The following is a 13,577-nucleotide window of genomic DNA, read 5'->3' as shown; positions in this document are numbered from 1 at the left end:
AGCTGCAAACTACTGCGGATACTTTTCGCGGACGATCGCTTGGTCGTCCGCCGAAAGTTTGTCGATGGGCATGTTGACGACCTTGCCATCGGCCCGCCGCAACTGCACCTGGTCAAACACAAAACCGATCAGCTCGGCATCGATTTTGAATTGACCCGTGGAATCGGTCCAAGTACGCAACTTTGAATCTGCCGCGACGGGTGTCTCTGAGGTGACCGCATTCATGGGCGCACCACCTTCACCCGTGTTGTCGGGCTTGGCGGTGAACGCCGCTTCGTCACCATCTTCTTCCACGGGTCGCAGTGCCGCCGGTACTCCATTCACGCTTTTGGCGTTGGGATCTTTTTCCAAGCGAATCCGGTCGAGTGACACGATTTCGATATTGCCGTTGGTCGAGTAGCGAATTCTCGTCAGTACGCCTCGCTTAAGCAAAACCACGGCCGGATACCAGGTTTTGTTCGACAGCACATAAACCAGGTCTTTGGCTCGGAGCTGCGACATATCGGTCGCGGGAAAGCCAGGCGGTGGTGCCTCGACTCGGGTAGTTGTGGGAGGAGCAACAGGATTGAAAGCAGGAGGAGGCGAAAAGCTAGGAGGTGGAACGTACGTTGAAACCGGGGGCGTAAAGGGTGGTGGTGTGTAGATAGGTGGAGGAGTGTACGCGGGCGGCGGGTAACTCGGCGCTGGTATGCCGCTGGAAAAGCTGCGCATGCGATCGATGCGCGCCTGCTGATCGGCGGCGAACTGGGCATTTCGAGCTTCCTGCTCCTGACGCAGTTGTGCGGCACGTGCTTGGGACTCAGCCTGCATTTGGCTCCACCGCGCTTGTCGCTCGATCTCAGCCTGAGCGATTTGCGCCTCTATCTTTGCCCTCGCTTGAGCCGCTTCAACTTCACGCCACGCACGTCGTCCAAAATTCAACGCGAAGATGCCGGCCACCATCAAAAATACGAGTGCGAACACGCACGCGGCGATCGTCAAAGGGAGCTTCAGATTCAGCGAGGTACGAGGGCCCTGACCGAACGGATTCTGGCCGTAAGGACCACCAGCCTGATTGTGAGGATAGCCACCCATCCTGATTGCCCTTGTGAGGTTCACTTTCTCAAAAAGTAGTTATGGCGGATACGCGGCACGAACGGCAGCCTGATCGGCGCCCGAGAGCTTATCGAGCGGCAACGACACAACCTTGCCGTCCTTGCGCTTCAATTTAGCAGCTCCATCTTCAAAGCCAATCAACTCGGCATCGATGGTGAATTGTCCGGTGGAATCGGTCCAGATGCGAGTGTTGCTGGAGACGGTTGTCTCGGCGGGAGCCTCGGCCGGCTTCGCCACTTCCGGTTTGGATGGAGTGGCTCGAATCGGGCGCATCGAGCGGACCTTGTCGAGTGATACGAACGCATCCCAGCTATCGGAATGCTGGTCGTAGTGGACCTTGATTTGATCGGCGCTCGTTTCGATCACGTAGCCCGGATACCACCGCGATACCCAGAAAATAAAGACGCGATCGCGCGGCTTCACCTGGCTGACATCGGTGATTGGAAAACCAGGGCCGTTCATACTCGGACCACCAGCCCCTGGTTGCCCTGTGGCGGGCCGGCCAATATCGGGGCGGCGAAGTTCCGGAATGCTCGATTCGGGTGCGCTGGGAATTGGTGAACTTGGCCCGGGTGTCAGCGGGGGCATGGGAGGTTCGCCGAACGAGGGAGCCGGCGGTACAAAGGCGGGTGCCGGAATGCTCGGTGGATCGGCAGGAACCGAGGGTGGTTCATTGAACGAAGGCGCATTCATTGGAGGCGGAGCCAGAGGAGCGGGAGGCCCCGGTAATGACGGTGGGCCTGGCAGCGTGGGACTCGCTGAAGGAGGCCCTGGTATCTGCATCGCCCTGCGTCGCGCTTCGCTTTCGGCTTGAAAACGCGCCATCTGCGCTTCTTGCTCGGCGATTTGACGGCGAAACTCTGCTTCGTGATTGTTTTGAGCTATGGCATTACGAGCGGCACCACGGCCTGCGAAAGCCGCAAACCCAGCGCACATCAGCATCAGCACCACCATGCCGCCCGCGATGCTCCCCCCAATGATGCCAAACAGCTTCCAATTGACAGGCTTGGCAACCTGCTGCTTTAGATGAGGTGGCAATGTGCCGTAGGCCGAGGCTGGCATCGGCGGCGGTGCTGCCGGGCGAACCGCTTGGGCAAAGTCATAGGAAACCGAAGTGAGCGTGATCGCCATGCCGGAGTAGTCAATCAGCCGCGGCGCGGTGATCCACAAAAACAGAAACACCAGGCCAGCGCCCATCACTCCCAAAGCGAGCACCAGCGTGAGCATTTGCGCCAAAAACTTGACCGAGTCACTTTCGACATAGTTGCCGGCGATCAGCAGGGGGACGACGATGATCGCGCCAATGGCAACCAGAATCATCATCCAGTTGTGCCACGAGAGGCGGTAGCGATGCGTGCCGCACATCGGCACATAAATGGTGACCGACTCATAGGCTTGTGGTAGCAACAGCAACCGCCAGGGCCAGCCCAGGAACATCATTGCGATCATGATGCCGGTGGAGCGAAGATAGAATTGGTTCTTCACTCGATGTGCCGCTGGCTTGCCGCAACACAAACATACAGCCGGAAGCTGGCCGGTTTCGGCGGCCATGCGATTGAGCTTGATCGTCGCCATACAAGAGTGGGGTAAACGGTGTTGATCTGGCTTCCCCCAGACAACATTTCGTGGGGGCGACACCTATGGTAGTCGCCCGTTTCACGCCCCGTCAAACTCAATCGCCAGAATCAAATTTTCCGGCAATTATTCCTTGATACAGTAGAGCTTATCAATGCCGCGCAGCAGCAATTGATCGCCAGCAACGGCGGCGGACGACCAGAACATATCGTCGAGCTTATTCGTGGCAAGCACCTTTAATTCAGGACCTGCTTCCAGCACAAAGGTTTGGCCACTTTCGTCGAGGCAGAAGACCTTGCCGTCACCGGCCCACGGCGATGAGGTAAATCCCTTGGCACTGGGCAGACGCTGCTTAAAGTGCTGCTTGCCGGTTTTGGCATCAAAGCAACTCATCACGCCGCCGCGCTGATCGAGCACGTACAGATTGCCGCGATAGAGCAGGGGGGAGGCCATCGGCGGACCAGCTCGCTCGACGGTCCATTCGACCCCCGCGCTAGTGCCGTCATCGCCGGGAGTGATATCGCCGCTGGCTCCTGCCTTCACAGCACACAACGGGCCGTTGCCGCCCATACCGCCACCGCTGCCGACATACAACAACTCGGTATCGCCGACTGGTGTCGCCGAGCAACGGCTGACACTGCCACCCAGTTCCCACAACAGCTTGCCGGTCGCGGGGTCGTACGAACGCATCTTTGTGCCACCGCCAGTCACCAGTTCGGTGCGGACTTTGTTCTTCCACACGAACGGCGTCGACCAATTCGAGCGTTCGTCGCGGCTCTTGCGCCACAGTTCTTCGCCGGTCTTTTTATCGTAGGCCACCAGATAAGACTTCTCTTCGTTGTCGCATTGAACGAATAGACGATCGCCATCCAGAGCGGGCGAGCTACCAGCGCCCCAGCCATTCATCATGGGATGCGATTCAATGTCCTTCTTCCACAGCAGTTTGCCATCGAGGTCGTAGCAATACAGGCCCGTCATGCCAAAGTAGGCGTACAGTCGTTCGCCGTCGGTGATGGGCGTTTCGCTGGCGTAGGTATTGGTACTGTGAATCGAGATCGTGGGCTTACCTTCCTTGGCGAGGTTCTCCCACAGTACTTTGCCCGTTGCTCGATCGAGACAAAGAACCTTCCAACTGTAGACTGCGTTGGGTGCACTGCCGCCGCGACCACCGCCGCCGAAGCCACCTCCACCAAAGCCTCCCGGACGACCCGAACTTGGGCGACCGCCGAATCCACCAGGCTGGCCCGGGCGGTCTCCGCCCGACCGATCGCCGCCAGTGCGCGGAGGTTGCCGTGGCTCGTCGTCGTTATCAGTTTTGGTGCGAGGAGCATCCTCACCCTTTTTGGCTTCACCCGAGGGCGCACCGCCGGGAGGCCTGCCGCCACCAGGGCGACCACCGCCGAAGCCACCGCCACCAAATCCACCACCACTACCAGCTTTGGGTTTGGTTTGATTCTCGGTGACTGCCGTCGTCACAAAGATTTTGTCACCCCAGACCACAGGCTGCGACCAAGCAGCGCCGGGGACTTCCACCTTCCAGGCGACGTTCTTGTCGTTGCCCCACTCCGTGGCGAGCTTTTGTTCGTTCACGATCCCGGCACCGGTCGGCCCCCGAAACTGCGGCCAATTCTCGGCTTGCGCGAGTCCTTGACCACTGATGACTGCCAAACCTGCCACTGCCAGCATGCGAAACCGCATAACACACTCCATTCGCCGCCTCAGGTGAAAAGATACTTCCAGCCATGAAACACCTCGCTGGCCACGAAGTTGCGAACAGGGTGAGATTTCGAAGCTGGCTCGGTAGTTAGGAGGCGAATTGGTACACGGGCAGCACGCGCTGCCTGCTACCTAAGAAAATCCTCTCGCCGGAGCACTCCAACCACCCGTTAGGGTCTCATTAGAGAACAAACTATTTGAAATGCACAGAATTAGATTGACTTTTATTGCCTCGTTCGCACAATGCGAATCATTGACCACGGTAGGCGGCCCTGAGCAAGTTTTGGTATTGAGTTTCAACCCATTACTTTTTCTTTGGCACATTTCATGATGTTGCACTGTAGGCAGCTCGCAATTGCGAGCACGCTCTTCGTACTGTTTTGTGGCTGCGATGGCGGCGCAAGTGGCGGACGCCACGGGGTCTCCGGAAAGGTGACGTTTCAAGGTCAACCGCTCAAGACGGGGTCCATTGAGTTCACTTCGCCAGAAGGGGAGCGCGGCGGTGCCTCGATTGTCGACGGCGCTTACTCGATTCCTGCCGCGAAGGGCTTGTTGCCCGGTGTCTATACGGCCCGCGTAAGCTCAGTTCTCTCTGCGCAGCCAGCGCCGGCCATGCCCGGCGAATCGGCGGCGATCGAGAAGTCCAACAAGGATCAAATCCCAGCAGAATTCAACACTCAGTCGAAGCTAACCCACGAAGTGGGCTCCGGTAAGCCTGCGGAGTTTAATGTAACGATTCCCTAAAAAACTGTCCTTCGCCCCTCCCGCGCGGCACGCCTGAACCCTCCCACAAGCGCGCTACACCCGCCAGCAGGCATCAACCTGCTTCGGCGGCGATCGTCCTCCTCTCCACGTATTTCAATCTTGTCCGGTTACACGCTGGTGCGTGTTTGTCCATTCGAGATCCCTTTCTTGTCATCATTCGTGGAGACTTCTCATGGTTACGAATCAACGTCGGGGTTTTACCCTGGTCGAGTTGCTGGTGGTGATTGCCATCATTGGCGTCTTGGTGGCCCTGCTGCTGCCTGCGGTGCAGGCAGCGCGCGAAGCTGCCCGGCGGACACAATGTGCCAACAATCTCAAGCAGATTGGCCTCGCCATGCACAATCGGCACGACACCTACAACTCCCTGCCACCGGGCATGGGCCCGTACGGCTGTTGCTGGGGAACGTGGCAGGTGCTGGTGCTGCCGTATGTCGAACAAACGGCAGCCTATAGTCTGTGGCAGAACTGGGGAGGGAGCGATACCGTTTACGGCGATGGACCCGCAGCACAAGTGGGCACAGCGTTCCCACGCTACGCCGCCGCACCCAACACGACGAATGTCTCGGGGCGACGCTTCGCCGCGTTCACTTGCCCCAGTGATACGAACAACGCACCGATTGCCCCGATTACGAATCACAACTATGCCGTGAACTGGGGTAACACCACCTACTCGCAGGCCACCTACCCCAGCACGACAGTGACCTTTGATCAGGCTCCCTTTGGTCAAGCGAAGTCCACAGCTGTGGGACAACGCATGAATGGCCAAAAGTTCTCCGACATTCCCGATGGCTTGTCGAACACACTGATGGCGGCCGAGGTGCTGCAAGGCAAGAAGAGCGACTTACGCGGCTTCACCTGGTGGGGCGATGCCGCCGGCTTCACTGCCTATGAGGCCCCCAACTCTACTGTCCCCGACCGCATCTACACCGCTGGCTACTGCAACAACGAGCCCAAGATGAACTTGCCTTGCGATGTGAGCAGCACCGCCGCTCCCGGGCGTTTTTCCGCACGCAGCCGGCATCCCGGCGGTGTGCAAGGTGTGCTGTGCGATGGCTCGGTGCGGTTCATTCCGCAGAACGTCGACCTTGCCACCTGGCGCGCCATGTCGACCGCTGCCGGTGGCGAATCGGTTGCAGCGCCGTAGTTGCTAATCAGCCGATATACAAGCCCAAGGCCTCATTCGGTTCGTTGCTGCGGAGAAACTCCAGCAGCCGATGAATGCGAGACACAACCCCTTCGAAGGGAAGCGCGGCTTCTAGCTCTCGCTGAATAACAGCAAGTTCGTGTAGCAATTGCGCGTGTACCCCGGCATCAATCGATATCCCGGCAGAGAAGACTACTTCAAGACAACCCAGCTGATGGTTCTGGATGATCGGCAGCCAACGGTTCTCAATTTCGCTACTTCCCGCCAGGAAAATGCACTGTCGTCCGCCATCACGATTGAAATAGATGGATGCACTCACGTTTTGTCCTTTCCAAAGGCCACAGGCCCCGAGAAAGAAGAGTACCCGATACTTGGGACTGGTTCACTCAGGCGGGGAAGAAACAATCCAACATACTCACAACATTCAAAACAGACACTTTACAACCGATCACTACATTGCCATAATCTCAGCATGTTCTTCGACAAATTGGTTGGGCAAGCGTAAGCGTTACCGACGCGCAAGTTAGTGTCGCCCTTTCAAGGCTGGATTCTTCCGTTGGTTCGATACCCAGGGTGTGCGGAGTACCGCGACCCTGGGCCAGGTTGTTCAACCGCTTCGCGGTAAAGAACCTGCGGGGTTATTGGACAATTGGAGCGAGCAACGAAATCTCACGCGAGGCGGTAAAGTCTGTGCTCGCAGCGAGTTGCCGAGCAAGTTCGGGATGAGTGCCCGTCCAAAAACCTGGAAAGTAGGGGGACGTTTCGGTTGAGCAAGAGCAGCGGATTCGCTTAACCAGCACGCGCAAACCGCAAAAGGGGGGTGTCCAACAATCGGGCCATTTGTTGGACAGCAACTAGCGCAACTCTCGGGTTTGGCTGCAGGTTGGTGTCCAACAATGGGGTCAATTGTTGGACAAGTTGGTGCAAACGAGAAAGTTTCTTGGCCGCCAGAGAGGGCCAAGAAGGCGCGGGCGGTTACTTGCCGTCGCGGAGGCGGTCGCCGAGGAAGGGATCGAGTTCGGGGACGGCTTTGATCTTCTCAATCGTCTTTTCGACGGCGTAGGGGACGCGGTGGAACTCGACGTGGGCGTCGGTTTGAATGACGTACGAGGCTCGTGGGTCGCCATCGCGAGGCTGACCAACGCTGCCGACATTGAACATGGCCTTGGTGCCGGCCAGCAGGTACTTGTTGTTGATTTCGGTCGGGCTGAGGAATTTTCCATCCTCGGTGAAGACACCGGGGACGTGCGTGTGCCCCTGGAAGCAAAACCGCTCGATCAGGGCGAAGATGCGTTCCAGCTTGCGAGGATTGTAGATGTCTTCTGGAAAGACATATTCGCTGAGCGGATTGCGGGCGGAACCGTGGACGAACATCAGGCGGCCGTCGCGTTTGACGCGAGGGAGTTCGCTGAGATATTCCCAACGGCGAGCAATGGCTGCGGAGTCTTCGTGTGAGTTTTCGAGCTGATCTCGGGTCCAGAAGATGGCCCGTTCGGCCCCGCTGCTAAAGCCTTCGGGGTCGTAGAGAGCCCCCTGATCGTGGTTGCCGAGGACCGACCAGGCGAAGGTCATGACCTTGTCGACGCATTGCCGCGGATTGGGGCCGTAGCCGACGATGTCTCCCAGGCAGGCAATTTCGTCGACGTTTTGGGTCTGGATATCGGCCAGCACGGCTTCCAGAGCTTCGATATTGCCGTGAATGTCGCTGAGAATCGCCCGCCGCACGCGTTACTCGCTCGCCTGAAAAAGTGGATTGCCGAAAACTTGCTGCTTGAAGTGGTTGTATCTTCCCGGGGTTGGCCGGGTTTGACAAGCGGAGAAAGCCGCAAGCCGTAGAGGGAATTGGGGGAAAGTTAGTCCTTGTCGTCGGGCTTCGTGGCCTCGGTTGTCGAAGTTGCCACGCAAGCCTTCCACAGGCTCATTCCAACTCCCAAGGAAATCATTCCGAAGAGGGTGATCAGAAACAGTGGAGCAGCCACGGCGTAGAAGGCGTGAACCTCCGTCGCGAGAGCCAGTCCAAAGAGAACTACGGAAAGAACGAGCAGCAGCGGACCACCAATGGCAATGACACGACCAGCGCGACGTAGACCTGGCGATTTCGTGGGTTCGAGCAAGCCGGAATAGGAAGCCCACACGAAGGCGATGAGTTCGAAGAGGCGACTGCTCAACAGCAGCGCGAGCAGCAATAGCACCAAAGTGGCAAGTAGAAATTCGACCATGCGGTTCACACGAGAAACTGAACAGAGGGGGCGAGGTTACTGCTCCGTCGTTGGCTTATCGCCTTCACGCTTGGCGGCGCGACTTTTGAGGATGCCAATTGTGATGCCGGCAATCATGAATCCCACGAGCGTCACCAGGAAGATCACTCCCGCAATTCTGCTTAACACCACGTACCCCATGCTGCCGGCTGCTTCCCAGGCGAGAAACGACAGCGCTAACACCGGTGGCCCGACTAGAGCCACGGCAATTCCCGCGTGCAGTAGCGGCTTCGATTTGGTCGGCTCCATTCCGCCCGCGAACGCCGAGCCGAGCAGGAACAAGAACAGTTGCCAGGCACCGTAGATCAACAACAGAATCAGCAAGATGGCGTCAAAACTCAACATCAGCAACAGTCTTCCAATTTCTACTTCGCTGGCCAGTTCAAATGCTTGTGCAGAAAGCTGAAGGTTCCCTTGCCGTTGATGGTGTGGGGACCATCGAAGACTTCCATTTCGCAGCGATCGGCGAGTTTCAGGCGATGGCTGTAGTGGAAGAAGACCTTGGCATATTCGTGAGCGACCCAGTCGTCGGTGGAGACGCCGTCGGTGTGTCCGCGTTCGACCATGAAGGGGCGCGGGGCGATGAGCGCGGCCATTTCGCTGTAGTTGAACGTGTTGCCCAGATCGAACTCGAAGATTTCGTACTCGCCAGTCCAAACATAGCTGAAGGGAAGGTTCGTCGAGGCGTTTTTGGTGATCCACTCGTTGAAGTCGGCGGAGCAGATGGAGAGGCAATAATCGGGCACGAGGGGCGGAATGCGCATGGCACTTTTGCCGCCATACGAGAGGCCGTAAAAGCCGATGCGGTCCTTGTCGACCATCGGCAGTTCCTTCAGCCAATTGCAGATCTGCTGATGCTGGGGAACCATCACCGAAAACAGGGTCTTGCCGAGCGGGTTGAGCTTGCGTTGCAGCGTGCGGAACTTGTCCTTGCCGATGTAGATGTTCTGCGGAGCAAAGGTGATGAAGCCGCGCTCGCAGAGCTTGGCGGCGAAGTCGTGATAGGCATAGTGATCACCTTGAAAGGTGTCGATCGGTCGCCCTTCGAGACCGTGCTGGCAAACGACGACCGGCCGCCGCTCACCGGCCTTGAGATCCTTCGGGACGAGCAGCACGCCATAGGCAAAGACATCGTCAAACACATCGAGTTGCACTTCGTAGCCGGTCCATTTTTCGTGCTCGTAGGTCTTGCGGCTGCGAGGATTGGCGGCGAGCAGCGGCTTGTCGAACTTGCCAATGATTTCCTCAGCAAATTGCGACCGAAACTTCTCGACGGTCACTTTGTATTCGTCGAGGTTCTTGGCGGCATACAGCGGGCGCATATATTCTGCCCGCGTGCGAGCGCTGGCTTGTAACAGTTGCTGCGAATCGTCGACCAGTTGCTTGACCAGGCGAGCTTGTCTCTCGTCACCATCGGGCAGAGAGCCTGTTTTGTCTGGCAGAGCAATGTCGGTGCTGAGGGAGAGGTTCGGAGCGAGTTGCTTCAAGAAGATCGCCAGAATCTTCTCGTTGCAAAAGTCGCTACCCGATACTGACGAGGCGGCGACTTTACTCGTGGCAGAACGAGCGGGGGCAATGGGCAGTCGATCGCTGATCGCAGTCAGCCGGGAAATCTCGGCTTGAATCAACTCCGGCTTGGGAAAGCTGCAATCAGCGGGGCCACCTCCTTCGCTGGGCAACTTCACCGCAGGTCCGGGCGTGCTGTCGATGACGAGCGAACGAGGAAGGATGAGGCTGGCAATCTCGGCATCGCCAAACGCCTCCAGCAGCCCCTGCACATTGCGGTCGAGCGGCTCCTGCCAGATCCCTTCGCGCGGGCCGAAGTAACCGCTGACGCAGGCGGCATCAACGCGTTCGTCGAGGGCGCCGGCATACATGGCAAGTTGGCCGCCATCGCCGTATCCGATGACACCGATGGCCGGATCTTTTGCCTCAGCTTCGCGCGTGAACCAATCGACGGCGGCCAAGACCTGCTGCACTTCGTAGCCAAGGATGTGCCGCCCCATTTCGAAAGCAGGTCGATAAACGAATTCGCGATCGGTGAGGTTCGGACCGCGATCTCCGCCGCCGAACGAACGCTTTTGCATCCGCCGACTGATGATCGTCGGCACCAATACCCGGCAACCACTTTGCGCGAGGACGCGTGCGAACTGTGAGGCAGGGGGAATGCCTTCCGTCAGACCGCACAATTGTTCGGGGGTCTGCTCGGCAGAGGGAATGGCCACAACGTCAGCGATAGGCTTGGCATCGGTCGGAATAAGCAACAGCCCCTCTGCTTCGATCTCGCGCACTACCGGCCAGCGAACCGAGAGGATCGTGTAGTTCTTACCGCGGGCAATCGTCGCTTCGCGCTTGGTCGTGGCGTTCAGTTCCAGGGCGTCGAACTTGACTCGCTCATCCCGCACCCCGAGGATGTGCGCCAGCTGTTTCCGCTGTGGTTCGATCGATTTGAGATACGCGGCCGTAGAACCGAAATCTGGCTTCCAGAGCTTGTCTCGCTGCGTGGGTGCAGCGGCTAACTCATTGAGCAGCATGCGGTCGATGCCTGCAACCATTTGCTCGGCGATGTCGCCTTGCAGTTCCAGCGGCCTGGTGCCGGGAAGTGGTTCGGCACTGGCTCGACTCACGAAGCAGAGACCGGCAACCAAAGCAAACAACAGCGTTCTCGATATCATGGCGGCAGATCTCCAGGCGGGAGCAAGGCAAGGAAGGCTGCCGTGAATATATCGGCGTGGCTGCCGCGTGCAAGAATCGGCCGGCTCAGGCTACGCGGCGTTTGGCCGGCGCAGGAGAAGCTTGGTCGCGGAGGGCGGCTTCGACTAATTGCCGCTCGGCAGTGGTGACTGCGTAAAGGTCGTAGACGAGAGCATCGAGTTGCTCGTCGAGGTCCGCGGTGCATTGCGAATGCAGTTGCTTCGCCAAACTGGCAATCTTTCGCTGAGCTTGCAGCGCCCATTTTTCTTGAGGAGCGATCAAGCGAATCGGCAGTTGAGCCAACTGTCCTTTGTTAATGGACGAGTAACCGCCAGCCAGTCGCTTCGCGGCAAAGCGTTCGCGAAACAAATAGCTGAGCAATTTTGAGTTCAGCAGGCCAAGCAGATAGAACGGATCCTGTTGCAGATTGTTGGCCGCGTACACTTGCACGCCCAGCGCACAACCTTGGTCATCATAGGCACATTTTAAGCGGCGGCTCATTCCACTGAAGACGAGTTTTGGCTCGCGATAGAGCTGCTGCTTTTGGGGAGATAGTTGCGGTGAATCAAGTCGCAAACAGGGCCGGTTCCAGTGTTGCTTTAAGAAGCGAACGTCGCCGAGTTCCAGCGAGTAACGATCGATGTTGCCACTCACGATGAAATCGACTGCGCCACGCTGCAACGTATCACCTTCACGCTCACCAATCTCGGCAGACAACTTCTCGGCGGCGTAGCCCGACGCACCGCTATGCAAGGTGCAGACATTCTCCAGCGGTGCAGTAGAAACTCGCCCTTCCACCGCGAGATCGCTGCCGAAGACGAAGGCCCGCGAAGCTAGGGTTTCTTGCAGGATCAACCGTTCGGACAGTGGCGATTCGAGCGAGTGACAAACCTCGCTCACATGTACCGCGTGGTTGGATGGAGCAGGAGATTTGCGCAGCACGAGCACTTGCGGATAAGTGCTGGCCTGCGGAAAGACGCGCAGGTTCGAGAGATCCACCACTTGTTCGAGTGTCGTCTGCTGCAGCAACATTTCCCGCAGCCGCGCCGCGTAGTCGAGGGTGGCCCATTTGTTCGGCACAATGAAGCCGAGCCTGCCATTGGGCTTGAGCAGTTCCAGCGCGCGTTCGATGAAGAGCACGTAGAGATCAAAATTGCCGGTGGCCGTCTCATAGCGATCGCGGAGCGAGTGAACTTGCGCTGCGGAATGTGTGCGAGCTAATTCGCGAATGCTCACATAAGGTGGATTGCCGAGTACAACCTCAAACTGAGCTCGCGATGAATCAGCGAGCGAATCGGCGCATCGAAGATTGCCGCCCAACTCGGGCAGTTGCTGGGCAGCGGTCTGCACAGCGGCTGGATCGATGTCGGTACCGAAGATTGCTCCTCTGCAAGCTTTGCGAGTCTGAGCTTCGCTCCAACCCAGCTGAGCGCAGCGTTCTCGCAATAGCCGGGCCGCAGCGGCCAAGAAGACTCCGCCGCCACAGGCTGGATCAATCATCCGAGGCGGCGAGGACTCACCATTCCAAACTCGTACCAGCGGGCCGTAAGCGGCTTGGGTGATCCACTCTGCCACTTCGACAGGCGTATAGAAGACGCCCCGCGCGCGGCGATCTGCTCGCGAAAGGGCGGGCTCATGTTCGGGTGCGGAAAAAGGGCGAGGCATGTGGCGACTTGTACGTGCCAGCAGCCGATGACAGCAAGAGAAGCTGGGTAAGCCTGCTCGAAAGTAACTTGCGAGTTCGAAATATTCACTCAAATGGGTTGTCGGCCGGCGACGATACCTTCCGTATGACTTCGCCTCTCTCTTTTCTGCCGTTCGCCAAAACCGCCGCCGAAGTGGGCGCGGGTGTCGTGAATCGAATCACGCAGAGCGCAGCCGATCTGAGCGGCCAGTTTGCCAAGATGCTGGCAACCGACGACGAAGAAGAGGACGCGAAGAAAATCGAGGACGGCGTCAAACAACCGGGCAATGCTGACGGCATGCTCGCCTTGATCGACCAACTGCAAAGCGGTCTGCAAGCCAAGTTGCAATCGATGGGCCTGCAACTCGATGGCGAACTTACCCTGAGCATCGCTGCCGATGGCAAGGTGTCGGTTTCTGGCGACTCCGATGCAGCAGCCGTGCTCGAACAGATCATCAACTCCGACCCCAAACTGCAAGCCAAGATGGGCGCGCTCAAACGCGCCGCCGAAGCGGCCGGCAAGTCCGATCAGGCCGAAACGAAGCTGAAATACTTCGCGGGTCAGCTGCAACTCGAAGCGCAAGAACCCGTACTGGGTGAGGAAGCGATCTCGGGCGAGTTAGCGACAATTTCTTAGTCGCCAGCA

12 protein-coding genes are annotated in these 13,577 nt (G+C 58.2%); 3 read left to right on the top strand and 9 right to left on the bottom strand.

Annotation, left to right across the window (positions count from 1 at the left end):
• Nucleotides 1-9 precede the first annotated feature (9 nt).
• The 3 genes from NA78x_RS12600 to NA78x_RS12590 form a co-directional block, all read right to left on the bottom strand.
• The gene (locus NA78x_RS12600) at nucleotides 10-1,074 is read right to left on the bottom strand and encodes an SHD1 domain-containing protein (protein ID WP_425618805.1); all 1,065 of its coding nucleotides are present in this window, start codon (nucleotides 1,072-1,074) and stop codon (nucleotides 10-12) included.
• A gap of 39 nt (nucleotides 1,075-1,113) precedes the next feature.
• Nucleotides 1,114-2,670, bottom strand: a complete 1,557-nt coding sequence (locus NA78x_RS12595) for an SHD1 domain-containing protein (RefSeq protein ID WP_425618804.1) — start codon at nucleotides 2,668-2,670, stop codon at nucleotides 1,114-1,116.
• A gap of 126 nt (nucleotides 2,671-2,796) precedes the next feature.
• Nucleotides 2,797-4,368 carry a PQQ-binding-like beta-propeller repeat protein gene (locus NA78x_RS12590; RefSeq protein WP_425618803.1) on the bottom strand — a complete coding sequence of 524 codons (1,572 nt, stop codon included), beginning with the start codon at nucleotides 4,366-4,368 and terminating at the stop codon, nucleotides 2,797-2,799.
• Between the two features lie 345 nt (nucleotides 4,369-4,713).
• On the opposite strand from NA78x_RS12590, the gene NA78x_RS12585 reads away from it, so the two are divergent.
• Nucleotides 4,714-5,130, top strand: coding sequence for a hypothetical protein (locus NA78x_RS12585; protein ID WP_425618802.1), 417 nt, complete (start codon nucleotides 4,714-4,716; stop codon nucleotides 5,128-5,130).
• A gap of 193 nt (nucleotides 5,131-5,323) precedes the next feature.
• Nucleotides 5,324-6,295, top strand: coding sequence for a DUF1559 domain-containing protein (locus NA78x_RS12580; RefSeq protein WP_425618801.1), 972 nt, complete (start codon nucleotides 5,324-5,326; stop codon nucleotides 6,293-6,295).
• A 7-nt stretch (nucleotides 6,296-6,302) separates the two neighbouring features.
• Here NA78x_RS12580 and NA78x_RS12575 read toward each other — a convergent pair whose 3' ends face one another.
• The 6 genes from NA78x_RS12575 to NA78x_RS12550 form a co-directional block, all read right to left on the bottom strand.
• Nucleotides 6,303-6,614 (bottom strand): hypothetical protein, encoded by a 312-nt coding sequence (locus tag NA78x_RS12575; RefSeq protein WP_425618800.1) that lies wholly within the window; start codon nucleotides 6,612-6,614, stop codon nucleotides 6,303-6,305.
• A gap of 656 nt (nucleotides 6,615-7,270) precedes the next feature.
• Nucleotides 7,271-8,020 (bottom strand): metallophosphoesterase family protein, encoded by a 750-nt coding sequence (locus NA78x_RS12570; protein WP_425618799.1) that lies wholly within the window; start codon nucleotides 8,018-8,020, stop codon nucleotides 7,271-7,273.
• 128 nt (nucleotides 8,021-8,148) lie between these two features.
• Nucleotides 8,149-8,514 carry a hypothetical protein gene (locus NA78x_RS12565; RefSeq protein ID WP_425618798.1) on the bottom strand — a complete coding sequence of 122 codons (366 nt, stop codon included), beginning with the start codon at nucleotides 8,512-8,514 and terminating at the stop codon, nucleotides 8,149-8,151.
• A 36-nt stretch (nucleotides 8,515-8,550) separates the two neighbouring features.
• Nucleotides 8,551-8,898: a hypothetical protein gene (locus tag NA78x_RS12560; RefSeq protein WP_425618797.1), complete on the bottom strand. Its 348-nt coding sequence runs from the start codon at nucleotides 8,896-8,898 to the stop codon at nucleotides 8,551-8,553.
• A 20-nt stretch (nucleotides 8,899-8,918) separates the two neighbouring features.
• The gene (locus NA78x_RS12555) at nucleotides 8,919-11,228 is read right to left on the bottom strand and encodes a dienelactone hydrolase family protein (RefSeq protein WP_425618796.1); all 2,310 of its coding nucleotides are present in this window, start codon (nucleotides 11,226-11,228) and stop codon (nucleotides 8,919-8,921) included.
• An 85-nt stretch (nucleotides 11,229-11,313) separates the two neighbouring features.
• Nucleotides 11,314-12,912, bottom strand: a complete 1,599-nt coding sequence (locus NA78x_RS12550) for an HsdM family class I SAM-dependent methyltransferase (RefSeq protein ID WP_425618795.1) — start codon at nucleotides 12,910-12,912, stop codon at nucleotides 11,314-11,316.
• Between the two features lie 125 nt (nucleotides 12,913-13,037).
• Between NA78x_RS12550 and NA78x_RS12545 the strand changes: the two genes are divergently transcribed.
• A complete protein-coding gene (locus tag NA78x_RS12545; protein ID WP_425618794.1) occupies nucleotides 13,038-13,568 on the top strand; it encodes a hypothetical protein in 531 nt (176 codons plus the stop codon).
• Nucleotides 13,569-13,577 lie beyond the last annotated feature (9 nt).

Origin of the sequence: Anatilimnocola aquadivae, assembly GCF_049819085.1 — a bacterium.
GTDB lineage: Bacteria > Planctomycetota > Planctomycetia > Pirellulales > Pirellulaceae > Anatilimnocola.
This window is presented reverse-complemented; position numbering and strand designations above follow the sequence as displayed.